A 23,490-nucleotide genomic window follows, 5' to 3' on the forward strand; every position below is an offset into this window, starting at 1 on the left:
CTGCTAGCGCTCACGGCGCATTTCGCTCTCGTGCCAATGCCCGAGCACAAGGCGCGACAGCGCAGCGAAGACGATGAAGATCACGATACCGAGCAGCGACACCAGCAGCAGCGCCGCAAACATCATCGGGATCTCGGTGCGAAAGCTCGATTCGAGAATGCGCGAAGCGAGCCCCGTTTCCTTGCCGGCGGTACCGGCCGTGAACTCTGCCACCACCGCGCCGATCAGGCTCAGCCCGCCGGCAATCTTCAAGCCCGCCATGAAATACGGCAGCGCGCTGGGCGCGAGCAGGTAGCGGAAGGTTTGCCAAGGCGAGGCCTTGTACAGCTGGAACAGGTCGCGCAGATTGCTGTCGGCGCTTTTCAGGCCGACGACGGTGTTCGACAGGATGGGAAAGAAGGCCACGATCCAGGCGCACAGCAACAGCGCCGCGGTGGTGCTCGACACATAGATCAATATCAGCGGCGCAATCGCGATGATCGGCGTTACCTGCAGGATCACCGCGATAGGGAAGAGGCCGATCTCCACCCACTTGAAGAGCGCGAACGCAATCGCCAGCAGCACACCGCCGACGATGGCCGCGGCCAGCGCGAGCAGCGTGAGCTTGACCGTGAACCACAGCGCGCTGGAGAGCGACGCCCAGTTGTCGAACAGCGTGCGGAGAATGAGCGAGGGCGCCGGCAATATGTAGTGCGGAATGTTGTTGGCGCGCACCATCCATTCCCATGCCAGCAGCAGCGCAATGACAATGGCGGCCGGCACCACGATGCGCAGCACCGAATCGCGCCGGCGCAGCCTGTCTTCATGCGCGCGCAACATCGCCTCCGAGGGCGCAACGTCGGCGGCATTCATCGGCACCTCGGCGGCCGCCACGGCGGGCTCAGTGATCGATGTCATGCAGCGCTCCATGCAGGGATTGCGACACCGCCGTGCAGTGCGCGTTGTAGCGGCTCGAGGTGCGGAACTCTTCGCCCCGCGGATACGGTTCGTCGATGCGGATCTCGTCGATCACACGGCCAGGGCGGGCGGCCATCACCACGATGCGGTTGGAGAGATACACCGACTCGTACACGCTGTGCGTGACGAACACCACTGAAAAGCGGTGCTCGCGCCAGATGGCGAGCAGGTCGTTGTTGAGCTTGATGCGCGTCATTTCGTCGAGCGCGGCAAAGGGCTCGTCCATCAGCAACAGGCGCGGATGTGTGACCAGCGCGCGCGCAATCGAAACGCGCATCTTCATGCCGCCCGAAAGTTCGCGCGGGTACACGTCGGCAAAGCGCGAAAGACCGACCATCTCGAGCACCTGCTGAACCACCGGTGCGGCCGCATCGCGGCTCATGCCGGCCAGCTTGAGCGGCAGCCACACGTTGTCGAACACCTTGGCCCAAGGCATGAGCGTGGGCTCCTGGAACACGAAGCCCAGGTCGCGGTCGCTTTGCGTCTTTCCGGTGTTGGCGCCGGACCAGTGCATGTCGCCCGAGCTGAGCCGGGTGAGCCCGGCGATGAGCCTGAGTGCGGTGCTCTTGCCGCAGCCCGAGGGACCGAGAAAGCTGATGAAGTCGTGCTCGCCGATGTCGAGCGTCATGCCCTGCAATGCGAGCGTGCCGTTCGCAAAGCGCTTGCTGACGTGGCGCAGGCTGACCAGCGGCGGAGTGGCGGTGGTGGAGCTCATTTCCAGGCGGGCTCGTTGGCAAGGCGAGAGAGTGGGAAGCGGTCGACCTCGTGCAACAGCTCGACGAAGCGGCGGCCCACATGGTCGAGCACCGCGGCGCCCTTTTCGGGTGTGGCGCGCGTGGCATCGCCAGCGGCGCCCGAAGGGTTGATGTCGTGCATTTGCCAGCCGAGCTTGCCGCTGGGCGTGATCGAGAGAAACTTGTTTTCGGCGGCCAACTGCTCGGTCATCGAGCTGAAGTTCTGGAACTGGTCGCGGCGAACGTAGTCGGGCGTGAGGTGCAGCATTACCGAGCTTTCGAGGTCGCCCGCGTGAATGCCGTGCTTGCCCTCGTGCGCAGTGAACAGGCCCTCGGGCAGGCCCAGCGTGTACCAGTTGGCGGCCACGACCATCATGTCGTGCTCCTCGCGCAGGTCTCGCGCCACGATGTCCATCACGCTCATCTGGCCACCGTGGCTGTTGTAGAGCACGAGCTTGCGCACCCCGGCCTTCGCAACGCAGGCGCCGATGTCTTTCCAAAGCGAGATCAGCGTGTTCGCGGACACGGTGAGCGTGCCCGGGTAGCGCGAATGCTCGTTGCTCTTGCCGTAGGGCACGGTGGGCAGAAAGAGCACGGGCAGGTCGTCGGGCAGGTGCGGGAGCGTGGCGCGAACCATGCCGTCGATGGTGGCCGTGTCGGTCGACATGGGCAGGTGGGGCCCATGCTGTTCGGTGGCGCCTACCGGCAGCACGGCAATGAGCCGTTCACGGTCGAGGCGGGAGAACTCTTCGCTGGTCAGGTCGGACCAGAAGCGGCTGCACAAGGGGACCGGGTTCATCGTGGCGTACCTCGTGGTGACGGGCAATCAGGGCGGGATGATGGTCTAAATTATCCAATCGGTCAAAAAAAGATGGATCGGTAGTTACCCAGAGACAGGTCGATTGGCCGTAAGGCGGCCGCTGCAAACCCGAGTGACCGGTCTGATTCAGCGCTTCACCACATAGCGCGTCACCACAGGCGGCGATTCGCCGATGTGGAACGCCAGCCGCCGTTCGCGCAAGGCCATGTCGGCGGCCGTGGCGCGGTTGAAGCGGCGCAGGTGATCGGTCCAGCTTTCGTCTACGATCTCTTCCACGTAGCGGCCGAGTTCCGAAATGTCGTGCAGCAGCTCCCAGCCGATGGCGCCCTGGCCGAGCCGCGCGCGGCGGGTCTGGTGCATTACCAGGTGAAAGGCGGCGGCACGTGCGGGGTCGATCATGTATTCGATGGTGATGACCACGCGGCCGTTTTCTTCGGGCTTTTCAGCGGGCGGGCCGGCAGCCCAGCCGGCGCGCGCGGGGCTCATGTCGGCTTCTTCGCCCGAGACGTCGGTTACCCAGCGCAGCGCCGCCAGCATGAGCAGCGTGCCGCTCACGGCCGCAATTTCCAGGCTGGAGCGCAGGTTGGTAACCGTGGCCACCTGGCCCCAGAGGGCCGCGCCGATCGCGCTCGCGCCCATGATCGCCATCTGGTAGGTCGACATGCCGCGCGCGCGCACCCAGTCGGGCAGCGCCAGTTGCGCCGACACCGAGAGCGAATTGGCCACGGTGATCCACGCCATGCCGCCGAAGAACATGGCAGGCACCGCGACCCACGCGTTGGGCGCAAAGGCCATGACCCCGGTGGCCAGCGATTGCAGCGCCGTGCCGCGCAGCACGAGCTGGTCGCGCCCCAGCGCCTGGCGCAGCCGCGGCAGAAAGAGCACCGCGATGATCGCGCCCGAGCCCATGGCCGCGAGCAGCAGCGTGAAGGTGCCGGCACCGCCGCCCTCGAGGTTGCGCGCCAGGAGCGGCAGCAGCGCAAGCAGCGCCGTGGAGTGAAAGAAGAAGATCGTGATGCGAGAGAGCACCGCCCGCATGCGCTGCGACTGCCACACGAACTGCACGCCCACGCGCATGGCGCTGATGAGCCGCTCGCGGCCCAGCGGATTGGGCTTGTGCTCGCGCCGCCAGCGCAGCACCACGAAGCCCGATGCCACCGACAGCACGGCATTGAGCGCAAATACCCAGACGCTGCCCGCACTGGCAATCAGCATGCCCGCCGTGAGCGGGCCGATGATGCGCGAGGCGTTCATTGCGATGCCGTTCAGGCCCAGCGCCGCCGGCAACTGCGGCCGTGGCACCAGCTCGGGCACTATGGCCGAGAACACCGGCCAGCGCAGCGCCAGGCCAATGCCGTTGGCGAAAGTGAGCGCCAGCAAAAGCGGCGCGGTCATCATGTCCAGTGCAATGGCCGCGCAGAGGACGATGGCCGTTCCCGCCAGCCAGAACTGCGTAGCCACCAGCCAGCGCCGGCGGTCGAGAATGTCGGCCAGTGCCCCGCTTGGCAGGCCCAGCAGGAACACGGGCAAGGTTGAAGCCGACTGCACCAGCGCCACCCAGATCGGCGAAGTGGTCAGCGAGGTCATCATCCACGCCGCCGCCACGTCGCTCATCCACATGCAGATGTTGGCGATGAGCCAGGTGCTCCACAGCATGCGGAACACGGGCAGCTTGAGCGGCTCCAGCGCCGCGAACTTCGGCGGCTGCGGCCGGGCCGGGGGAACAGGTGTCTCTTCGGGGGAAATCGGTGGCATGTCGCCCGATTGTGCCTATCCCCTGTCGCTGCGCGCCAGGCGGTGTTCGAGCCGCCGCAGCATCGTGGTGAGCACGAGCGTCATCACCCAGTACACCACCGAAATCGCAAGGTACGGCTCCCAATAGCGCGCATAGGCGCCTGCCACCGTGCGTGCGGCGTAGGCCAGTTCGGCCAGGCCGATCGCGGAGACCAGCGAGGTGTCTTTGAGCAAGGCGATCGCGTTGTTGCCAAGCGGCGGCAGCATGCGGCGGAAGGCCTGCGGCAGCACCACATAGCGCATGACCTGCGCGGGCGTGAAGCCGATCGACCGGCCGGCATCGAACTGCCCGCGCGAGATCGACTGGATGCCGGCGCGGAACACTTCGGAGATGTAGGCCGCTGAATTGAGCGTGAGCGCCACCACGCCCGAGATGAGCGCGCCGTGTTCCTGCTTGAGCGTGCGCGCCAGGTCGCCGTCGATGAGGAGGCCGGTGGTGGGATGAATGAACACCGGCATCACCGCGAAGTGAATCAGCAGGATCTGCACGAAGAGAGGCGTGCCGCGAAAGAAGCTCACGTACACCGTCGCCGGCCACCGCAGAAAGAACCGCGCAACCCAGGTCCAGGGCGCATGGCGCGGCTGCGCGAGCCGTGCGAGCGCAAGGCACAGGCCCCAGCTTGCGCCTAGCAGCACGCACACCACTGTCATGCGCAGCGTCATCCAGGCGCCTTGCCAGAACAGGTCTTTGTATTCGACCAGGATGTCCCAGCGAAACCATCCGAACAACAGGATCGGCTGTTCCATCTAGTGCTCCCTTGCGCCCGGCTCGGACGTGCTGCTGCTCATCGGGCGTTCGGGTCCTTGTTGAACCACTTCTTGTAGATCGTGTTGTAGCTGCCGTCGGCGCGAATGGCGGCAAGGCCGGCCGTGAGCTTGTCGAGCAGCGCCTTGTCGCCCTTCTTCACGACGATGCCGAAACCCTCTTCAGGAAAGGACTTGTCGTCGATGGTCTTGAGATCGGGGTTTTGCGCCACGCGGTAGGCGATCACGCCGTTGTCGCCCATGGCTGCATCGACGCCGCCGCCGGCCAGTTCCGAAATGATGAGCGGCGTGCTCTCGAAGCGGCGGATGTTGGGGCTGGTCTTGCCGAATTCGCGCGAGGCAATGTCGTCGGCGGTGGAGGCGCTCACCACGGCGATCTTCTTGCCCGCAAGATCCTTCAGCGATGCGACCGTGCTGCCCTTCGGCAGTGCGATGAGCTGGCGCGCGGCAAAGTAGGGCGGCGTGAAGTCGTAGCTCTGCTTGCGCTTCTCGTTGATGGTGACGCCCGAGATCACCAGGTCGACGTCGCCGTTGTTGAGCGCGCCGAAAATGCCGGTGAACGGCGTGTTGACCACCTTGATCTTCAGGCCCTGCTGCTTGGCAATGGCATTGATGATGTCGATGTCGAACCCGACGATCTGCTTGTCCTTGTTCTCGAAGGCAAAGGGCGCGTAGGTAGCGCTCGAGGCCACGGTGAGTTCGCGGTTCTGTGCCTGGGCGCCAAAGGCGAGCGCGGCGGCGGCAAGGCCGAGCGCCAGGGTGCGGCGGATGGAGTTCATGGGGGGCTTCCTCTTGTTCCGCCCGATGGGCGGCGTGTGTCTGTGGTGGGCAGGAATTCTAGGTTGCAGCTAGCGTGCCAGGTGCCCGAGCGGCCAGGCGCTGCTGGCCTTCACCTCGCCAAGCGAGAAACTGGTGTGCAGGTCTTTCACGTTGGGCAGGTTCATCAGGTGGCGCCGTGCAAAAGCCGAAAAGCTGTCGAGGTCTTGCGCCACCACCTGCAGCTCGAACGTGCCGGTGCCGCTGATGTAGTGGCAGGCCACCACCTCGGGCAGCTTGCGGATCGAGTCCTCCAGTTTCTGGGTGGCGTCGTGCGTGACGCGTTCGGTGTCGACACGCACAAAAGCGAGCACGCCGAGCCCGATCTTGTGGCGGTCGATCTCGGCGTGATAGCCCTTGATGAAGCCTGCTTCTTCCAAAGCGCGCACGCGGCGCCAGCAGGGTGCGGCCGAAAGACCTACGCGCTGCGCAAGCTCGGCATTCGTCAGGCGGCCGTCGGCCTGCAGTTCTTGCAGGATTGCAAGGTCGAACTTATCAATGCTTTCCATAACTACCGATGTTAAGCAAGATTCTTTCTGAAAGGTGGTTTTTTGAGGCGAAGAACGCAAACACCTGTCGCTGGCCCCGGCATACACTTTGCGTGATCATGGGCTCATGCCCTACCGGGCACAGACCCATAGCCAATCAGCCAGGCCCATCAGGCCCTGCCAAACGGAGACAAACACATGAATGCACCCCTGCCCGAGCACATCCGCAAGGCGCTGGAAACCGTCACGCTCGACGACAAATACAGCCTGGACTACGGCCGGGCTTTCATGAGCGGGGTGCAGGCGCTGGTCAAGCTGCCCATGCTGCAGCGGCTGCGCGACAAGCAGGCCGGCAAGAACACCGCGGGATTCATCAGCGGGTATCGCGGCTCTCCACTAGGCGGCTACGACCAGGCGCTATGGAAGGCCAGCAAGTTCCTGAAGGAGCAGAACATCGTCTTCCAGCCCGGCGTGAATGAAGAACTCGCCGCCACGGCGCTCTGGGGCACCCAGCAGCTGGGCTTTTCGCCGGCGGGCACCAACAAGTTCGACGGCGTCTTCGGCATCTGGTACGGCAAGGGCCCCGGCGTGGACCGCTGCTCCGACGTTTTCAAGCACGCCAACATGGCCGGCACCACCGAATGGGGCGGCGTGATCGCAGTGGCGGGCGACGACCATATTTCGAAGAGCAGCACGGCTGCGCACCAGAGCGACCACATCTTCAAGGCGTGCGGAACGCCGGTGTTCTTTCCGGCCAACGTGCAGGAAATACTGGACCTGGGCATTCACGCCTTTGCCATGAGCCGCTTCTCGGGCATCTGGTCCGGCATGAAGACGATCCAGGAAATCGTCGAGTCGAGCGCCACGGCCATGATCGACCCGGACCGCGTCGAGATCGTCATTCCCACCGATTTCCAGATGCCCCCTGGTGGCCTGCACATTCGCTGGCCCGACCACGCGCTCGACCAGGAGGCGCGCCTCATGCACTACAAGTGGTATGCCGCGCTGGCGTACATCCGGGCCAACCGGCTGAACCACAACGTGATCGAAGGCCCGAACGACCGCTTCGGCATCATGGCCAGCGGCAAGGCCTACAACGACACCCGACAGGCCCTGATCGATCTTGGGCTGGACGACGCCACCTGCCGCCAGCTGGGCATCAGGCTGCACAAGGTGGGCGTGGTGTGGCCCCTTGAGGCGCAGCTCACGCGCGACTTTGCCACCGGCCTGCAGGAAATCCTGGTGGTCGAAGAAAAGCGCCAGGTCATCGAATACCAGCTGAAGGAAGAGCTCTACAACTGGCGCGCCGACGTGCGCCCCAATGTGCTCGGCAAGTTCAACGAGCTCGACGGCGATTTTTCCGGCGGCGAATGGGCCATGCCCAACCCCACGGCCAACACGCTGCTGCGCGCCAACGCCGACCTGAACCCCGCGCTCATTGCCAAGGCCATTGCCCAGCGCCTGCGCAAGCTGGGCATCCTGGAGCAGGCCGGTGCCGACATGCGCTCGCGCATCGACGCGCAGATGGCCATCCTCGAAGCCAAGGAGCGCTCGATGGAAGCGCTCAAGGTAGGCGGCGTGCAAGGCGCCGACCGCCAGCCGTGGTTCTGCTCGGGCTGCCCGCACAACACCAGCACCGTGGTGCCTGAAGGCTCTCGCGCCATGGGGGGCATTGGCTGCCACTTCATGGCAACCTGGATGGACCGCTCCACCATCGGCTTCACGCAGATGGGCGGCGAGGGCGTGCCGTGGGTAGGCCAGCAGCCTTTCACCACCGACCAGCACATCTTTGCGAACCTGGGCGACGGCACGTATTTCCACAGCGGCCTGCTCGCCATTCGCCAGAGCATTGCCGCGGGTGTGAACATCACCTACAAGATCCTCTACAACGACGCCGTGGCCATGACCGGCGGCCAGCAGGTCGGCGAGCGGCCCGAAGGCCATTCGGTGCTGCAGATTGCCGAAAGCCTGCATGCCGAAGGCGCGAAGAAAGTGGTCATCGTGACCGACGAGCCCGAGAAGTACGAGGGCGTGAACATTCCCGGCGACCACGTGGCGGTGAAGCATCGCGACTTGCTGGACGACATCCAGCGCGAGTTCCGCGAGATTGCCGGCACCACCGCCATCATCTACGACCAGACCTGCGCCACCGAGAAGCGCCGCCGCCGCAAGCGGGGCACGGCCGTCGATCCGGCCAAGCGCGTGGTCATCAACGACCTGGTGTGCGAAGGCTGCGGCGACTGCAGCGTGAAGAGCAACTGCCTGTCGGTCGAGCCGCTCGAAACCGAATTCGGCCGCAAGCGCACCATCAACCAGAGCACCTGCAACAAGGACATGAGCTGCCTGAAGGGCTTTTGCCCGAGCTTCGTCACTGTCGAAGGCGGCCAGCTCAAGAAGAAGGCGAAGAACAAGGCCGATACGCCGCTCGAACTCGGCCCGCTGCCCGAACCGGCCGTGCCGACACTGGCGCGCGACCAGGTGTGGGGCATCGTGGTGGCCGGTGTGGGCGGCACGGGCGTCATCACCATCGGCCAACTGCTGGGCATGGCGGCGCACATCGAGGGCAAGGGCATCGTCACGCAAGACGCGGCGGGCCTGGCGCAAAAGGGCGGCGCCACGTGGAGCCATGCGCTCATCGGCGAATCGCAGGACGCGATTCGCACCACGCGCGTCGGCACCGCCGCAGCCGACCTCATTCTTGCGGCCGATCCGCTGGTGGCCGTCAACGCCGAAACCCTGGCGCGGATGCGCGAAGGGCGCACGCACGTCGCGCTCAACACGCACAGCACGCCAACGGCCGCCTTTGTGCGCAATTCCAACTGGGTCAATCCGCAAGACGATTGTGCCAACCAGATCGCGCGCGTCGTGGGCACCGATGCGCTCGGCACTTTCGATGCCGATGCTGCCGCCACCACGCTGATGGGCGACAGCCTCTATGCCAACCCGATGCTGCTGGGCTTTGCCTGGCAAAAGGGCTGGATCCCGCTGGCACTCGAGTCGCTGCTGAGGGCCATCGAACTCAACGCCGTGGCGGTCGATAACAACAAGGCCGCCTTTGCCTGGGGCCGCCAGGCGGCGGCGAACCCGGACGCACTGCAAAAGCGCGTTCGCCCTGGCCAGGTCATCGAGTTCAAGAAGCGTGAAACCGTCGAAAGCCTCGTGGCGCGCCGGGCCGAATTTCTGACCGGCTACCAGAACGCCGCTTATGCCGACGAATACCGCCGGTTCGTGGGCAAGGTGCAGCAGGCCGAATCGGTGCTGGGCAAGAGCGCGCTGACCGAGACCGTTGCCCGCTACCTGTTCAAGCTGATGGCCTACAAGGACGAATACGAGGTGGCGCGCCTGCACACCGATCGCAGCTTCCTGGACCGGGTCGAAGGCATGTTCGAGGGCGAGATGGGCAAGGATTTCAAGCTCAACTACCACCTCGCGCCGCCCATCATCGCGAAGAAGAACGCCAAGGGCGAGCTGCAGAAGCAGCAATTCGGTCCGTGGATGCTCTCCGGCTTCAGGCTGCTGGCCCGGCTCAAGGGCTTGCGCGGCACGGCCCTGGACATCTTCGGGCGCACCGAAGAGCGCAAGACCGAGCGCGCCCTCATCGGCGAATACCGCGCGAGCATCGAAGAGGTGATTTCCGGCCTGCGCGCCGAGAACCACGCGCTGGCGCTGGAGATTGCCAGCCTGCCCGAGCAGATCCGCGGCTACGGCCACGTGAAGGAGCGCAACCTGGCTGCCGCCCGCACCCGCTGGAGCGAACTGCTCGCCAAGTGGCGCAACCCGCAAGCGGCGCAACGCGCAGCAGCCTGATTTTTTGGGAAAGGCCGGCTTGCCGCCGCGCCTTGCTCCTGAAAACATAGCGCAAGACGCGCGCCCCAAGCCCCTGGAAAGCCCTGCCCGGCGCGCCGGATAAGCGCGCGGGGCGGGGCATTGCCACGAATACAATGCCCGCTGCTGCGCGCGGCCGATGCCGCTTCAAGCTCTGACTCGCGGCCTTTTCCACGGGGCCGCGGAACCGCGGACCTGGTTCGCGCTTCTGACATTCCTCTTCTCTCTGCTGGAGACTCTCTTGTTCATTTCCTCTGCTTTCGCCCAAACCGCGCCCGCTGCTTCCGGCGGTGGCGACATGTTGTCCTCGCTGGGCAGCATGCTGCCCCTGGTGCTGATGTTCGTGGTGCTGTATTTCGTGATGATCCGTCCGCAAATGAAGCGCCAGAAGGAAGCCCGCGCAATGATCGAGGCGCTGGCCAAGGGCGATGAGGTGGCAACGGCCGGCGGCGTGCTCGGCAAGATCACCTCGCTCGGCGACCAGTACCTGGGCCTTGAAATTGCCAATGGCGTGGAGATCAAGATCCAGCGCAGCGCTGTGGTCCAGGTCTTGCCCAAGGGCGCCGTCAAGTAAGCAATAAAGGCGTGGCCGGGCCTTGCGCTTTGTGAGGCAAGACCTCAAGTCACGCCGTGTTCCGTTTCTGAAAAGCGCTTTCTCATGAACCGTTATCCGGTCTGGAAGTACGCGATCATCGTGATCGTGCTGCTTGTGGGGTTGATCTATTCCCTGCCCAATTTCTTCGGCGAGGCGCCTGCTGTGCAAGTGTCCGCGGCCAAGTCGACCGTCAAGGTCGACGCCGCCACCCAGGGCCGGGTCGAGGAGGCGCTGAAAACAGCCGGGCTCACGCCCGACCTGCTCACGCTTGAAGGCGGTTCGCTGCGCGCGCGCTTCGGCACGCCCGACGAACAGCTCAAGGCGCGCGACGTTCTGCAGCGCACGCTGGTGCCCGATCCGGCGGACCCGCCGTATGTGGTGGCGCTGAACCTGGTTTCGCGCTCCCCGGCGTGGCTCACGTCCCTGCACGCGTTCCCCATGTACCTGGGCCTCGACCTGCGCGGCGGCGTCGACTTCTTGCTGCAGGTCGACATGAAGGGCGCCATCGACAAGAAGGCCGAGTCGTTCGCAGGCGACCTGCGCACCACCTTCCGCGACAAGGGCATCCGCGGCACTTCGGTCAACCGCAACGGCCAGACCATCGAGGTTTCGTTCCGCGATGCCGCCGCGCTGCAAACAGCCAAGCAGCTCATCCAGGACCAGTTTCCCGATCTCGCAACCACTGAAGCGCAAGACGGCAGCAACTGGCGTCTTACTGCCACCATCAAGCCCGAGGCCGCTCGCCGGCTCCAGGACGCGGCGCTCAAGCAGAACATCACCACCCTTCACAACCGGATTAACGAACTCGGCGTGGCCGAACCGGTGATCCAGCAGCAGGGCCTGGACCGCATCGTGGTGCAGTTGCCCGGCGTGCAGGACACGGCCAAGGCCAAGGACATCCTGGGCCGCACTGCCACGCTCGAGATGCGGTTGGTCGACGAAAGCGCCGAAGGCCGCGCCGCCGAACTGAGCGGTGGGCCGGTGCCCTTCGGCTCCGAGAAATTCCTCGAGCGCAACGGCCGCCCGGTGATCGTCAAGAAGCAGGTGCTCGTTACCGGCGAAAGCCTCACCGACGCGCAGCCCGGCTTCGACCAGCAGAGCAACCAGCCCAAGGTCGACCTGACCATGGACGCCAAGGGCGGCCGGATCATGCGCGACGTGAGCCGCGAAAACTACAAGAAGCGCATGGCCATGCTGATCTTCGAAAAGGGCAAGGGCGAAGTGCTCACGGCCCCGTCGATCAACGGCGAGCTCGGCAACCGCTTCCAGATTTCGGGTTCGATGACCGTTGCCGAGGCCGCCGACCTCGCTCTGCTGCTGCGCGCGGGCTCGCTGGCTGCGCCGATGGAAATCATCCAGGAACGGACCATTGGCCCGAGCCTGGGTGCCGACAACATCGAAAAGGGCTTCAAGAGCGTGATGTACGGCTTCATCGCCATCATGATCTTCATGTGCGCGTACTACGCACTGTTCGGCCTGTTCTCGTCGATTGCGCTGGCCGTCAACCTGATGCTGCTGGTGGCCATTCTCTCGATGCTGCAAGCCACGCTTACCCTGCCCGGCATTGCGGCCATGGCGCTGGCCATTGGCGTGGCCATCGACTCCAACGTGCTCATCAACGAGCGTGTACGCGAAGAATTGCGCAACGGCGCCTCGCCGCAGGCTGCCATTCATGCGGGCTACGACCGCGCCTGGGGCACGATTCTCGACTCCAACGTGACCACACTGATTGCCGGCATCGCCTTGCTGGCGTTCGGCTCGGGCCCGGTTCGCGGTTTTGCAGTGGTGCACTGCATCGGCATCGTCACCTCGATGTTCTCCGCGGTGTTCTTCTCCCGCGGCCTCGTGAACTTCTGGTACGGCCAGAAGAAGAAGCTCAAGACGGTGTCGATCGGCACGGTGTGGCGCCCCAAGACCGACGGCACCGCCGTGGTCGACGCCGAATAAAGGTCAAGGACAAGCGCCATGGAATTCTTCCGCATCCACAAGACCATCCCGTTCATGCGCCATGCATTGGTGCTGAACATCATTTCCTTCGCCACCTTTGCGCTGGCGGTTTTCTTCCTGCTGCATCGCGGACTGCATCTGTCGGTGGAGTTCACGGGCGGCACCGTGATGGAGGTGGCCTACCAGCAGTCCGCCGACATCGGCAAGGTGCGCGAGGCCATCGGCAAGCTCGGCTACCCGGACGTGCAGGTGCAGAGCTACGGCACGTCGCGCGACGTGCAGATTCGCCTGCCTGCGCAAAAGGGCATGAGCTCCGACCAGCAAAGCGCGCAGGTCATGCAGGCGCTGAAGACGGTCGATCCCTCGGCCACGCAGCGCGGCATCGAGGTTGTCGGGCCGCAGGTGGGCGACGAACTCACCACCAACGGTCTCAAGGCGCTCGGCATGGTGGTGGTCGGCATCATGATCTACCTTGCGGTGCGCTTCGAATGGAAGTTCGCCGTGGCCACCGTGCTGGCCAACCTGCACGACGTGGTCATCATCCTGGGGTTCTTTGCCTTCTTCCAGTGGGAGTTTTCGCTCGCCGTGCTCGCCGCGGTGCTGGCGGTGCTGGGGTATTCGGTCAATGAATCGGTCGTGATCTTCGACCGGGTGCGCGAGAACTTCCGCCGCTACCGCAAGATGAACACGGTGGGGATCATCGACAACGCGATCACCTCGACCATCAGCCGAACCATCATTACCCACGGCTCGACGCAGCTGGTGGTGCTCTCGATGTTCTTCTTCGGCGGCCCAACGCTGCACTACTTTGCCCTGGCACTGACCATCGGTATCTGCTTCGGCATCTACTCGTCCTGCTTCGTGGCAGCGGCAATCGCCATGTGGCTCGGCATCAAGCGCGAAGACCTCATCAAGGGCTCGCCGGCCAAGCGCGACGGCGATTCCGGGGACGACCCGAACGCCGGCGCCGTGGTCTGACGCCACAGGGTCGAAGGAAAGTGCCGCGGGAAGCCAGCAACTGCAAAGAAGCTGATGCACACTTGTGCAGTTGCTTTTCCCGATGCAAGCTCTCGGCAGTTGCCGACAATAGAGCCTCACCGGCCTTTCCGATCTTTCAATGAGTATTGCGCGGTCCGCCTCTTCCTTGCAGCTCGCACGCGAGACGCGTGAGCGTTTCGTGCTGGCGACCGAGGGCGTCATCGTTCCCTTGGCGCAGGCCATCCGCGACCGCCTGACCAGGCAGGCTTCGGAAGTCGGCAGCGCGCGCACCATGCAGGAAAGCCGGGACGACTTTGTTGCATTCCAGGGACAGGCAACGCAATGGGTGTCGCTTGCCCAGACCCATTGGCGCAAATCGGTAAGCACCCCGGGTGCCGCCTCAGGCACGTCGTCCACCGGCGGGTTGCGGCTCGAGCTGATCGGCGACGACGTGATGGAAAGCAACATCCTGTCTTCGCGCCTGGCTCAGGCGATCCAGGACAAAGCCAGTTTCGAGCTCAGCGACCTGCGGCTTCGCATCCAGTACCTCGAAGACACCGTCGAGCTCGACGCCCATGACGTGCTCAAGCCCGAAACTCTGGCCAAGCTGCTGGTAGACCAGTGGCTGGCGGCCGGCTTGAGCCGTGCGCTCTGGGCCCGCGTGCAGGACACCGTTCAGCAGCATCTGGTCGGCGTGGTCGTCAAGGCCTACGAAGATGCCAATGCGTTCCTGATTTCCAAGGGCGTGATGCCGGAGATCGATCTCAAGAGCTTTGTGCGCCGCACGGGCGGTTCCGGCGGGCCGGCCACGGTGCCCGGGGCTCCATATTCCAGTGGCACCGCCGGCCAGGTACCGGGCGCTGCGCCGCAGCACGGCTCGCACGCATCGCCGCAAACGCGGGGCTTCGGCGCATCGGCGCCACAGGTAACGACAGGCGGGTCGCCGCTGCTGCTGGCTCGCCAGCGTGCGCAGACGGCTCTGCTGAGCCTCAAGCGTTTTGTGGCCGCACGCATCGGCTCGGCGGACATGCCATCGACGATGTCTTCTTCGCCGCAATCGGTCACCGGAGCGGACGGGCGGGCGCCGGGCGTCGGCAACAACGCTGGCGGTGGCGGTGGCGGTGGTGCCGGCGGGGCCACACAGGCTTTTTCCAAGACCTTTGCGGGCGTCATCGCCGATGCCGAAGCCGCCTACAGGATGGCCGCCACGCAGTACATGCAGAACCCCGGAAACGAGGCCACTGTCATCCAGCAGGCTTCGGTCGAGCTGCGCCGGCGCAGCGCCGAAATCAAGAAGCGAGCGCCCACCACTGCCGACAAGGCGACGGTCGAGATCGTGGCACTCATGTTCCAGGCCATCCTCGCGGAGGAGCGCATTCCGTTCTCGGCGCGCGTGTGGTTTGCGCGGCTGCAGATGCCCGTGCTGCGCGTGGCCATTGCCGAGCCCGAATTCTTCGGCACGCTTCAGCATCCCGCGCGCATGCTGATCGACCGCATGGGTTCCTGCGTGATGGGCTTCGACGCCGCCGCCATTTCGGGCAGCGCGCTCGAAGGCGAAATCCGGCGTGTCGTGCAGGTGATCGAGCAATACCCCGAAACCGGGCAGCGCGTCTTCAAGCTGGTGTTCGACGAGTTTGTTGCGTTCCTCAGCCGCTACCTCACGCAAAGCGACACCACCCAGCGGGTCATGAGCGTGGCGCAGCAGGTCGAGCAGAAGGAAACGATGGCGATCCAGTACACCATCGAACTGCGCAAGATGCTCAACGACATGCCGGTGCGTGACGAGATACGCGAGTTTCTTTTCAAGGTCTGGGCCGAGGTGCTGGCCATTGCCGCGCTGCGCTATGGCGCACAGGGCGAGCAGACCGTGATGCTCAAGCGCGTGGCCTCCGAGCTGGTGTGGGCCGCGAGCGCCAAGCCCAACCGCGCCGACCGCGCCCGCGTGATCCAGGACCTGCCTCAGCTGCTGCAACGCCTGCGGCTGGGCATGAACCTGCTCGGCATCATCGACGAGCCTCAAGAGGCCCATATCAAGACCATCGGTGCGACGCTGTCCGACGCCTTCCTGTCGAAAACCGAGGCGATTCCCGCGGCCAAGATCGAAGCCATGGCCGAGCGCCTGGCGCACCTGGAAGACTTTGTGAGCGACGACGGCGGCGCCTCCAACCTGCCGCTCGACGCGAACAGCATCGAACTGCTGCTGGGCGTGGATGCGGCATCGATCGAAGTCGTGCCCGACACCGCCGGCAGCGTTGTTGCCGAAGACATGCTCGAGTGGGCACACGAGCTGCAGGTGGGCAACTGGTTCATGCTCGACCACAACGACCGTGTGACCCAGGTGCAGTTTGTCTGGCGCAGCGAGCGCAAGCAGTTGCATCTGTTCGCCTCGGCCGACGGCCGCAGCTTTCTTATCCAGGTCGGGCGGCTGGCCAACTACCTGCAAGCAGGCCTCCTGGTGCCGGCCGAAGAAGAAACGCTCACGGTACGCGCCACGCGCGAAGCGCTCGCCAAGCTCGACGCAAATCCGGAACGGCTACTGAACTAGTCGGCTAGTGCGCGATGCGCCCTTCGCGGCTTTCGCAGAGTTCGTCCAGCACCAGCGCATCGGGCTCGATACCGGTACTCCAGTGCACCATCAGCACGATGATCTTGAGTTCGTCGAGCGCAACCGGGTCGCCTGGTGCGGCCATGGCGCGCTCGATGACGATTTCGCGCAACCCGCAAGACAGCACGTTCGACGATTCGAGAAAACGGATGAAGCCGAGGCAGTCAGCGCCCAGGTGCTCCTGCTCGGCTTGCGAATACACCCGCATGGCGTTGCTCGACTGGGGCAGCGCGGCTTCGGCAGCGCCTCGCAGCGTCACAGTGGCAATGGCATCGTCATCGGCGCTTCGCTCGAGCTGCATGCCTTGCGTGGCAAGGCTCAGGCCGTCGAGCCAATGCAGGGCATCGCGGATCTCTTCTGCCTCGAAGCCGTGTGCACTGAGCTTGCGGCCCAGCTGTTCAGGTTCGGGGCAAGCATCGCCGCGCCAATAGTTTTCGTAGACAAAAACGAGCACTTCGAACATGGGCCCAATATAGCCGAAGCTTGTTGCGAGCCCCCAGGCTTCGTGTCACTTCTTCTTCCCTTTTACGGGGGAGAAAAATACTAGGCCGCAGCTGTTCTCTGGAAGAGCCCGCCGGGCAGGCGCGCCACGTGGCCGTCGAGCTCGAGTTCGAGCATCTTGGCCTGCAGCGCGGCCGCGCTCCAGCCGGTGCGCGCGCTCAGGGCGTCGAGGTTGACGGGGTCGAAGCCCAGCGCCTCGAGCAGCGGGTTTTCCGAAGCCGACGAGGAGCTGGCGGAAGAAGAAGCTTCGCCGGCATCCGCAGTCTCGAAAAGGCGCCCGTTGGCACCGGCTGTGCGCAGATCGGGCAACTCTTCGAGGATGTCGTTCACCGATTCGACCAGCTTCGCACCCTGGCGGATCAGCGCATGGCAGCCCCGCGACTGCGGCGAATGGATCGAGCCCGGAATGGCGAATACTTCCTTGCCCTGCTCCGAGGTGAGGCGGGCCGTGATCAGCGAGCCCGACTGAAGTGCGGCCTCGACCACCAGCGTGCCGCGTGCCAGGCCGGCGATAAGGCGGTTGCGCTTCGGAAAATTTTGCGTGAGCGGCGGCGTGCCGAGCGGCAGCTCGCTCACGATCAGTCCCTGCAGCCTGATGCGGTGCGCCAGGTCGCGGTGCCGGGCCGGGTAGACGCGGTCAAGGCCCGTTCCCACAATGGCCACCGTGGCGAGCCGGGGCGTGTCGCCGGCTGCGTCGAGCGCGCCCTGGTGCGCGGCGCCGTCCACACCCAGTGCCAGTCCCGAAATCACCGGCAAGCCCGCTTCGCCCAGCGCCCGCGCAAAGGCGCGCGCATTGGCAGCACCTTGCGGCGTGGGGTTGCGGCTGCCCACTACCGCAATGCTGTTGGCGAGCTGTGTCAGATTGAAGTCCGCTGCGCCCAGCACGTAGAGCATCAACGGCGGGTCGACCATTTCGAGCAGCGATGCGGGGTAGTTCGCGTCGCCCAGCGTCACGATGCGGCGCGCGGTGCCGTCGTCGTGGCCGGGTTGCAGCCATTGCCAGGTCAGGTCGATTTGCGCCTGGAGGCCATTGGGCGGCTGCTGCAACGCATCGGCCTGCGCTTGCGACACCACCTGGCGGAGCGCCGCGCCGGTCTGCCCAAAAATGCCTTCAGGCAGCCCGAAGGCCGCCAGCAGCTTGCGCGCTGCGCCGTCGCCGATGCCCGGCGTCAGTGAAAGCCGCAGCCAGCCTGCGAGTTCTGCTCGTTCCAAACGAAATGGAAAGGAAGCGGAGGGGCGTCAGGGATTGACGAGGAAGTCGCCGGCACGCGGGGTGTCGGTGATTTCGAGCACCAGCGCGTACGAAACCTTTTCGAACGGGCGGAACACCATCAGCAGGCCGATGCGTTCGTTCGGAAGCTTGATCGTTTCCTTGCGTTCGCCGGTTCGGTCGAGAATGGTTTCGCCGTTCTTCAGGATGGCCAGCACGTGGCCGCTGTCGATGCCGTCGCGGGTGCCCTTGTTGATGGCCACCACCTGGTTCTGCGCCGCGAACTGCACCGCGTTGCCGTAGACGGAAATGATGCGGCCCTCGACCTGCGTGGAAGGTGCGCGCGGCACGTAGCTCAGCAACTGGCGCGGCGGCTCAGGCAGCAGGCGGTCGCCGGCGCGGATTTCCTCGCGCGCCGCAATGATGTCGATGCTGGCCGGCACCACGGTGATGACGTCCTTGTCCTTCTCGGTCTCGACCGTGGTCGATTCGCCACGCTGGAGCTGGGCCTTGCCCAGGTACTGCGCCTCGTAGCCGAGGATTTCGCCCGTTCCCGGGTCCTTGAGTGGCGTGGCGCTGCGGAACACGCGGAAATTCTTCAGCGGGCCCGGCGTTTCGAGCAGCGGGGTATCGGCATTGCCGCGTGCATAGGCGCGGTCGCCGCGCGACAGCAAGACACGGCTGTCGTTGCCCGCCACGATGCGCGGCGCGGCTTGCAGCGTGTCGGCATCCACCACGATCGGCTCGCTGAGGAACGGCTCGATGATGCTCGGGTTGAGCGTGGGCAGCGCCATGCCGGCAAGCGAATCGAAGCGCGTGCGGGGCGAAAGCTTGATGGTGCCGCCGTCGCCGCTGCCGCCCGCGCCGCGGCGCATGCTGAGGCGCGCGCGGCCGCCCGTCTTGTCCAGGTACAGCACCTGGCCGGGGTAGATGCGGTGCGGGTTGGCAATCTCGTTGATGTTCATGCCCCACAGCTCAGGCCAGCGCCAGGGGCGCAGCAGGTAAAGGCGCGAAATGGCCCACAGCGTGTCGCCGGGCTTGACGGTGTATTCGTCCGGCGCATTGGGCGCCAGTTCGCTCAACGGAACGCCGTTCTGGGCGGTTTGCTGCGCCGTGGCGCGTTGCTGCGGCGTGACGGGGTAGTTCTGAGCCCAGGCCGTGGTGCCGCCGCTGATCACCGCAAGGGCTGCCAACGTGGTGAAAAGGTGCGTGCGCTGGCGGACAGGGGTTCGGAGCTTTTTCATGTCTGGATGGGTGAGCGCATCAAAGTATCGGTGCGCATACGAATCTCACAATTTGCTACGAATTCTGCGCCCGAAGCCCTTTAAAGGGCAACGTTTTCAGGCGATCCGAGCTCATCGCGTCGCGGAATTGGCGAAAATAGCCACAACTTTTCCCGTTTTTCATGGCCAAACGAATCATTCTGAGTTACCCGGACAAGCGCCTGCACACAGTCGCCAAGCCGGTACAAGGCGTCGACGCACGCATCAAGGCCCTGGTTGCCGACATGCTGGAGACCATGTACGACGCCAACGGCATCGGCCTGGCCGCCACCCAGGTCGACGTGCACGAGCGCCTGGTCGTCATCGACGTTTCCGAAGAGCGCAACGAGCCGCTGGTGCTCATCAACCCGGAAATTATCTGGGCAAGCGACGAAAAGGTGCTGAACGAGGAGGGTTGCCTCTCGGTGCCGGGCATCTACGACGGCGTGATGCGTTCCACCTCGGTCAAGGTCCAGGCGCTGGACGAAAACGGCGAACTGCGCACCATCGAGGCCGACGGCCTCCTGGCCGTGTGCATCCAGCACGAGCTGGATCACCTGCTGGGCAAGGTGTTCGTCGAGTACCTGTCGCCGCTCAAGCGCAACCGCATCAAGAGCAAGCTGCTCAAGCAGCAACGCGAAGAAGCCAAGGAAGGCCGGGCCTGAGAATGAGGCTTGCCTGGTCCCACGCTTTCGTTGTTGTGGCCGGGTTGCTGCTGGTCGGCTGTGCCAGCGAACCGACGCGCATCGTTCCGGGCACCACGGCGGCCGAAACCCTGCAGCGCCTGGGCGCGCCAACTGGCCGCTATCCGCTCAACGGGGGTGGCGAGCGCCTGCAGTATTCGCGCATGCCGGCGGGCTTCGAGGTGATCGACATCGACGTCGATGCGTCGGGCAGGGTCGTCTCTGTCACGCAGGTGCTCAACGAGGCGCGCTTCGGCCACGACATCAAGGTCGGCCAATGGCGCCAGAACGAGGTGGTTGCCTTTTATGGCCGGCCCTATGAAATCAGCCGCGTCAGCTCTTTTGACGGAACCGTCTGGACCTGGCGCTACAAGGCCGTGAACGAGCGCCGCATGCTCTATATCTATATCGATCCCACAGGCGTGGTTCGCCGCTATCACACGGGGGATGACCTCGAATTCGATCGGATCCGGGATTGAGCCCGCTCAAGGTCGTTTTTGCGGGCACGCCCGAGTTCGCGCGCGTCGCGCTTGAAGCCATTGCCGCCGCGGGGCATGAAGTGGTGCTGGTGCTGAGCCAGCCCGACCGACCCGCAGGGCGCGGCATGAAGCTGCAGGCCTCCCCCGTCAAGCAATGCGCCGTTGCCAACAACTGGCCTGTGGCCCAGCCGCGAAGCCTTCGGCTCGACGGCAAGTACCCCGAAGACGCTTCGGCCGCGCGCGAGACCCTCCTGGCTGCAAAGCCCGACGTCATGGTGGTTGCCGCCTACGGGCTCATCCTGCCGCAATGGGTGCTCGACCTGCCGAAGTTCGGCTGCCTGAACATCCACGCCAGCCTGCTGCCGCGCTGGCGCGGCGCGGCGCCGATCCACCGCGCCATCGAGGCCGGCGACACGCGAACCGGCATCACCATCATGCAGATGGACGCCGGGCTGGACACCGGCGACATGCTGCTGCGCGAGGCGGTCGATATTGGAAGCGACAACACCGCCCGCCTGCACGACCGGCTGGCCGACCTGGGCGGCCGCATGATCGTCCAGGCATTGGCCAGCATCGGCGAGTTGAAGCGCACCCCGCAGCCTGCCGAAGGCGTGACCTACGCCAACAAGGTTGAAAAACACGAAGCGCAGGTCGACTGGAACCAGCCCGCCGACGCCATCGTGCGGCGCATTCGCGCATTCGATCCTTTTCCCGGGGCAAACAGCGTGCTCGATGGCGAAACGATCAAGCTCTGGGCTGCATACGCGGCGCCGGCCGGGCAATCGGCTGCGCCGGGCACCATCGTCGCCGTAACCGACACCGGCGTTGCGGTGGCCGCAGCCGGATCCGTCGTGATGATCACCGAACTCCAGCGGCCAGGCGGCAAGCGCCTGGCCGTGGCCGATTTCCTGCGCGGCTTCGATCTGAAGCCCGGGCAGGTGTTCGGCTGATGTTCCTGTCTTCAGCCATACGGCGCCGTCCCGAATTCCGCGCCGGCATCCGTGACATGTCTTCGGCCGCGCTGGGCATCGGCGCCTGGGGGCTCATGACCGGCGTGGCCATGGTCAAGTCGAACATGAGCGTGCTGGAATCGGTGGCGATGACGCTGCTGGTGTATGCCGGCAGCTCGCAGCTCGCTGCCATTCCGCTGCTGTTCGCGGGCGCGCCGGCCTGGGTGATATTGGCCACGGGCTTCTGCGTCAACCTGCGCTTCGTGGTCTTCAGCCTGCACTTGCGGCCCTACCTCATGCACATGCCGCGTTGGCGCCGCATGACGCACGGCTATCTCACGGCCGACCTGAGCTACGCGCTCTTTACCCGGCGCTATGCCTCGCCGCCGGTCGGGCCCGACGAGCAGAAGGCGCAGGAGGCCTATCTCACAGGCAACTACTTCGTGACCTGGTGCTCGTGGATGGGCATGAGCCTGCTGGGCATAGCGCTTGCCAACTTCATTCCGCAGAACTGGGGCCTCGGCTTTGCCGGGGTGCTGAGCCTGGTGGCCATCGTCTGCTCGATGGCGACAACGCCGCTGCGCATGCTGGCCGCGCTGATCGCCAGCGTTACCGCGGTCGCAGCCTATACCTTGCCGCTCAAGCTCAACATCGTGGTGGCCATCGGTGCGGCGGTGCTGCTGTGCTTCTGGCTGGAAAAGCAGCTCGGGCTCGACCCCGACGCGGAAGACAACAAATGAGCGGCACCACCGATTTCTGGACCCTTGCGGTCATCGTCGGACTGGCAGGGGTTACCGTGCTCACGCGGTGCTTCTTCTTCATTCTCGACAGGCCCTGGGGCTTGCCCGGCTGGGCGCACCGTGCACTGCACTACGCACCGGCGGCAGCGCTGGCGGGCGTTATCGCGCCGGAGATCGTGATGACCCAGGGCCACCTGATCACCACGCTGCACGACGCCCGCCTGTATGCGACCGTGGTCGGCGCCGCTTATTACTACTGGCGGCGTGGCGTGCTCGGCACGATGCTGGCAGGCATGGCGGTGTACCTGCCCTTGCACCTCTGGCTGGGTTGGTAGCCGGCGGGCCTTTTCTTTTTCAGTCCAGCTTCACGCCCGCAGCCTGGATGATCTTGCCCCAACGCTCGCTCTCGGCCCGCGATAGTTTGTAGAACTCCTGCGGTGTCCCCGGCAGCGGCTCGAAGCCGAAATCGGCGAAGAGCTTCACCACCTTGGGTGCCTTCATCGCCTTCTGCAGTTCGCTGTTGATGCGCGCCACGGCTTCCGGCGGCATGCCTGCCGGGCCGATCAAGCCATGGAAGGCATAGGCGTTGACGTCGCTGAAGCCCGCTTCGACGAAGGTCGGCACTTCGGGCAACGCGCCCGCACGCTGCGGCAGCGCAATTGCCAGCACCCGCACCTTGCCCGCCTTGATGATCGGCAGGCCCGAAGCCAGGTCGAGCATCATCGTGGGCACCTGGCCGCCCATCACGTCGGTCATTGCGGGTGCGGCGCCCTTGTAGGGCACGTGCGTGATGCTGATGCCGGCCTTCTGCTTGAAGAGCTCCATGGCCATGTGGTGCGGCGAGCCATTGCCTGGCGAGGCGTAGCTCACCTTCTCGGGGTTGGCCTTTACGTAGCGCACGAACTCGGCCACGTTCTTCGCGGGAAAGTCCGGGTGCACCACCAGCGCCACCGGAAAGCGGCCGATCGTGCCGATGTAGGTGAAGTCGCTTGCGGGCTTGTAGGGCAGCTTGGCGAACATGTGCTCGTTGAAGAGCAGCGCCGCGTTCTCGGCCTGCATGATCGTGTAGCCGTCAGGCTTGGCCTGCATCAGCACCGACACGCCGATGTTGGTCGATGCGCCCGGCCGGTTGTCGATGATGAGCGGCTGCCCGAGCGACGGCTGCATGGCCTCCGCCAATGCACGCGCAAGGTTGTCGGTGCCGCCGCCAGCCACGTAGGGCACGATCCACTTGACCGGTTGGCTCGGGTAGGCGGCTTGCTGGGCAGATGCAAAAGGCGCCGCGGTGGCCAGTGCAAGGGTTGCGGCCAGCAGGGGAAGAAATCGTTTCATCGTCTGTGT

Annotated in this window: 21 protein-coding genes; 10 read left to right on the top strand and 11 right to left on the bottom strand. The window is 65.0% G+C overall.

Annotated elements, in window-relative coordinates; translation table 11 throughout:
• Nucleotides 1–3 precede the first annotated feature (3 nt).
• The 7 genes from J2X67_RS15530 to J2X67_RS15560 form a co-directional block, all read right to left on the bottom strand.
• Nucleotides 4–897, bottom strand: coding sequence for an ABC transporter permease (locus tag J2X67_RS15530; protein ID WP_309954183.1), 894 nt, complete (start codon nucleotides 895–897; stop codon nucleotides 4–6).
• Complete coding sequence (locus tag J2X67_RS15535) at nucleotides 881–1,672, bottom strand: ABC transporter ATP-binding protein (protein WP_309954184.1); 792 nt, start codon at nucleotides 1,670–1,672, stop codon at nucleotides 881–883. The genes J2X67_RS15530 and J2X67_RS15535 overlap by 17 nt, the downstream gene beginning before the upstream one ends.
• Nucleotides 1,669–2,490 (bottom strand): creatininase family protein, encoded by an 822-nt coding sequence (locus J2X67_RS15540; protein WP_309954185.1) that lies wholly within the window; start codon nucleotides 2,488–2,490, stop codon nucleotides 1,669–1,671. Before J2X67_RS15540 ends, J2X67_RS15535 begins: the two co-directional genes overlap by 4 nt.
• A 147-nt stretch (nucleotides 2,491–2,637) precedes the next feature.
• Nucleotides 2,638–4,266: an MFS transporter gene (locus J2X67_RS15545; protein WP_309954186.1), complete on the bottom strand. Its 1,629-nt coding sequence runs from the start codon at nucleotides 4,264–4,266 to the stop codon at nucleotides 2,638–2,640.
• A gap of 15 nt (nucleotides 4,267–4,281) precedes the next feature.
• A complete protein-coding gene (locus tag J2X67_RS15550) occupies nucleotides 4,282–5,052 on the bottom strand; it encodes an amino acid ABC transporter permease (protein ID WP_281147288.1) in 771 nt (256 codons plus the stop codon).
• Between the two features lie 38 nt (nucleotides 5,053–5,090).
• The gene (locus tag J2X67_RS15555; RefSeq protein ID WP_309954187.1) at nucleotides 5,091–5,849 is read right to left on the bottom strand and encodes a basic amino acid ABC transporter substrate-binding protein; all 759 of its coding nucleotides are present in this window, start codon (nucleotides 5,847–5,849) and stop codon (nucleotides 5,091–5,093) included.
• A gap of 69 nt (nucleotides 5,850–5,918) precedes the next feature.
• Nucleotides 5,919–6,395 carry an Lrp/AsnC family transcriptional regulator gene (locus J2X67_RS15560; RefSeq protein ID WP_309954188.1) on the bottom strand — a complete coding sequence of 159 codons (477 nt, stop codon included), beginning with the start codon at nucleotides 6,393–6,395 and terminating at the stop codon, nucleotides 5,919–5,921.
• Between the two features lie 177 nt (nucleotides 6,396–6,572).
• Between J2X67_RS15560 and J2X67_RS15565 the strand changes: the two genes are divergently transcribed.
• The 5 genes from J2X67_RS15565 (at nucleotide 6,573) to J2X67_RS15585 (ending at nucleotide 16,264) form a co-directional block, all read left to right on the top strand.
• The gene (locus J2X67_RS15565; protein ID WP_309954189.1) at nucleotides 6,573–10,181 is read left to right on the top strand and encodes an indolepyruvate ferredoxin oxidoreductase family protein; all 3,609 of its coding nucleotides are present in this window, start codon (nucleotides 6,573–6,575) and stop codon (nucleotides 10,179–10,181) included.
• A gap of 259 nt (nucleotides 10,182–10,440) precedes the next feature.
• Nucleotides 10,441–10,773, top strand: a complete 333-nt coding sequence (gene yajC / locus J2X67_RS15570) for a preprotein translocase subunit YajC (protein ID WP_126748582.1) — start codon at nucleotides 10,441–10,443, stop codon at nucleotides 10,771–10,773.
• Nucleotides 10,774–10,857: 84 nt separating this feature from the next.
• Nucleotides 10,858–12,741, top strand: a complete 1,884-nt coding sequence (gene secD, locus J2X67_RS15575) for a protein translocase subunit SecD (protein WP_309954190.1) — start codon at nucleotides 10,858–10,860, stop codon at nucleotides 12,739–12,741.
• An 18-nt stretch (nucleotides 12,742–12,759) separates the two neighbouring features.
• Nucleotides 12,760–13,719 (top strand): protein translocase subunit SecF, encoded by a 960-nt coding sequence (gene secF, locus J2X67_RS15580; protein ID WP_309954191.1) that lies wholly within the window; start codon nucleotides 12,760–12,762, stop codon nucleotides 13,717–13,719.
• 139 nt (nucleotides 13,720–13,858) lie between these two features.
• Nucleotides 13,859–16,264 (top strand): DUF1631 family protein, encoded by a 2,406-nt coding sequence (locus tag J2X67_RS15585; protein ID WP_309954192.1) that lies wholly within the window; start codon nucleotides 13,859–13,861, stop codon nucleotides 16,262–16,264.
• Nucleotides 16,265–16,268: 4 nt separating this feature from the next.
• Here the strand turns inward: J2X67_RS15585 and J2X67_RS15590 are convergent, their stop codons facing one another.
• From J2X67_RS15590 to J2X67_RS15600, 3 genes are all read right to left on the bottom strand, one after another.
• The gene (locus tag J2X67_RS15590; protein ID WP_309954193.1) at nucleotides 16,269–16,787 is read right to left on the bottom strand and encodes a DUF494 domain-containing protein; all 519 of its coding nucleotides are present in this window, start codon (nucleotides 16,785–16,787) and stop codon (nucleotides 16,269–16,271) included.
• 80 nt (nucleotides 16,788–16,867) lie between these two features.
• Nucleotides 16,868–18,037, bottom strand: a complete 1,170-nt coding sequence (gene dprA, locus J2X67_RS15595; protein ID WP_309954194.1) for a DNA-processing protein DprA — start codon at nucleotides 18,035–18,037, stop codon at nucleotides 16,868–16,870.
• 27 nt (nucleotides 18,038–18,064) lie between these two features.
• Complete coding sequence (locus J2X67_RS15600; protein ID WP_309954195.1) at nucleotides 18,065–19,279, bottom strand: LysM peptidoglycan-binding domain-containing protein; 1,215 nt, start codon at nucleotides 19,277–19,279, stop codon at nucleotides 18,065–18,067.
• A gap of 161 nt (nucleotides 19,280–19,440) precedes the next feature.
• Between J2X67_RS15600 and def the strand changes: the two genes are divergently transcribed.
• The 5 genes from def to J2X67_RS15625 are packed head-to-tail and all read left to right on the top strand — an operon-like array spanning nucleotide 19,441 to nucleotide 22,484.
• A complete protein-coding gene (def, locus tag J2X67_RS15605; RefSeq protein WP_309954196.1) occupies nucleotides 19,441–19,962 on the top strand; it encodes a peptide deformylase in 522 nt (173 codons plus the stop codon).
• Nucleotides 19,963–19,964: 2 nt separating this feature from the next.
• Nucleotides 19,965–20,459 carry a hypothetical protein gene (locus J2X67_RS15610; RefSeq protein ID WP_309954197.1) on the top strand — a complete coding sequence of 165 codons (495 nt, stop codon included), beginning with the start codon at nucleotides 19,965–19,967 and terminating at the stop codon, nucleotides 20,457–20,459.
• Nucleotides 20,456–21,409 carry a methionyl-tRNA formyltransferase gene (fmt, locus tag J2X67_RS15615; RefSeq protein WP_309954198.1) on the top strand — a complete coding sequence of 318 codons (954 nt, stop codon included), beginning with the start codon at nucleotides 20,456–20,458 and terminating at the stop codon, nucleotides 21,407–21,409. The genes J2X67_RS15610 and fmt overlap by 4 nt, the downstream gene beginning before the upstream one ends.
• Nucleotides 21,409–22,149, top strand: coding sequence for an AzlC family ABC transporter permease (locus J2X67_RS15620; protein WP_309954199.1), 741 nt, complete (start codon nucleotides 21,409–21,411; stop codon nucleotides 22,147–22,149). The genes fmt and J2X67_RS15620 overlap by 1 nt, the downstream gene beginning before the upstream one ends.
• Nucleotides 22,146–22,484: an AzlD domain-containing protein gene (locus J2X67_RS15625; RefSeq protein ID WP_309954200.1), complete on the top strand. Its 339-nt coding sequence runs from the start codon at nucleotides 22,146–22,148 to the stop codon at nucleotides 22,482–22,484. The genes J2X67_RS15620 and J2X67_RS15625 overlap by 4 nt, the downstream gene beginning before the upstream one ends.
• Nucleotides 22,485–22,503: 19 nt before the next feature.
• On the opposite strand, the gene J2X67_RS15630 is transcribed toward J2X67_RS15625, so the two are convergent.
• Nucleotides 22,504–23,481 carry a tripartite tricarboxylate transporter substrate binding protein gene (locus J2X67_RS15630; RefSeq protein WP_309954201.1) on the bottom strand — a complete coding sequence of 326 codons (978 nt, stop codon included), beginning with the start codon at nucleotides 23,479–23,481 and terminating at the stop codon, nucleotides 22,504–22,506.
• Between the last annotated feature and the right edge of the window lie 9 nt (nucleotides 23,482–23,490).

The organism is Variovorax sp. 3319, assembly GCF_031456585.1.
In the GTDB taxonomy this organism is placed as follows: Bacteria; Pseudomonadota; Gammaproteobacteria; order Burkholderiales; family Burkholderiaceae_C; genus Variovorax; species Variovorax paradoxus_P.

Excerpts from the sequence above, each read along its gene's own strand:
- J2X67_RS15540 (WP_309954185.1), bottom strand. The coding sequence starts at position 2,490 with ATGAACCCGGTCCCCTTGTGCAGCCGCTTCTGGTCCGACCTGACCAGC.
- J2X67_RS15550 (WP_281147288.1), bottom strand. The coding sequence starts at position 5,052 with ATGGAACAGCCGATCCTGTTGTTCGGATGGTTTCGCTGGGACATCCTG.
- J2X67_RS15620 (WP_309954199.1), top strand. The coding sequence starts at position 21,409 with ATGTTCCTGTCTTCAGCCATACGGCGCCGTCCCGAATTCCGCGCCGGC.
- J2X67_RS15630 (WP_309954201.1), bottom strand. The coding sequence starts at position 23,481 with ATGAAACGATTTCTTCCCCTGCTGGCCGCAACCCTTGCACTGGCCACC.
- J2X67_RS15625 (WP_309954200.1), top strand. The coding sequence starts at position 22,146 with ATGAGCGGCACCACCGATTTCTGGACCCTTGCGGTCATCGTCGGACTG.
- secF (WP_309954191.1), top strand. The coding sequence starts at position 12,760 with ATGGAATTCTTCCGCATCCACAAGACCATCCCGTTCATGCGCCATGCA.
- J2X67_RS15585 (WP_309954192.1), top strand. The coding sequence starts at position 13,859 with ATGAGTATTGCGCGGTCCGCCTCTTCCTTGCAGCTCGCACGCGAGACG.
- J2X67_RS15530 (WP_309954183.1), bottom strand. The coding sequence starts at position 897 with ATGACATCGATCACTGAGCCCGCCGTGGCGGCCGCCGAGGTGCCGATG.
- def (WP_309954196.1), top strand. The coding sequence starts at position 19,441 with ATGGCCAAACGAATCATTCTGAGTTACCCGGACAAGCGCCTGCACACA.
- J2X67_RS15560 (WP_309954188.1), bottom strand. The coding sequence starts at position 6,395 with ATGGAAAGCATTGATAAGTTCGACCTTGCAATCCTGCAAGAACTGCAG.
- J2X67_RS15535 (WP_309954184.1), bottom strand. The coding sequence starts at position 1,672 with ATGAGCTCCACCACCGCCACTCCGCCGCTGGTCAGCCTGCGCCACGTC.
- secD (WP_309954190.1), top strand. The coding sequence starts at position 10,858 with ATGAACCGTTATCCGGTCTGGAAGTACGCGATCATCGTGATCGTGCTG.
- J2X67_RS15600 (WP_309954195.1), bottom strand. The coding sequence starts at position 19,279 with ATGAAAAAGCTCCGAACCCCTGTCCGCCAGCGCACGCACCTTTTCACC.
- J2X67_RS15545 (WP_309954186.1), bottom strand. The coding sequence starts at position 4,266 with ATGCCACCGATTTCCCCCGAAGAGACACCTGTTCCCCCGGCCCGGCCG.
- J2X67_RS15555 (WP_309954187.1), bottom strand. The coding sequence starts at position 5,849 with ATGAACTCCATCCGCCGCACCCTGGCGCTCGGCCTTGCCGCCGCCGCG.
- J2X67_RS15590 (WP_309954193.1), bottom strand. The coding sequence starts at position 16,787 with ATGTTCGAAGTGCTCGTTTTTGTCTACGAAAACTATTGGCGCGGCGAT.
- J2X67_RS15565 (WP_309954189.1), top strand. The coding sequence starts at position 6,573 with ATGAATGCACCCCTGCCCGAGCACATCCGCAAGGCGCTGGAAACCGTC.
- J2X67_RS15610 (WP_309954197.1), top strand. The coding sequence starts at position 19,965 with ATGAGGCTTGCCTGGTCCCACGCTTTCGTTGTTGTGGCCGGGTTGCTG.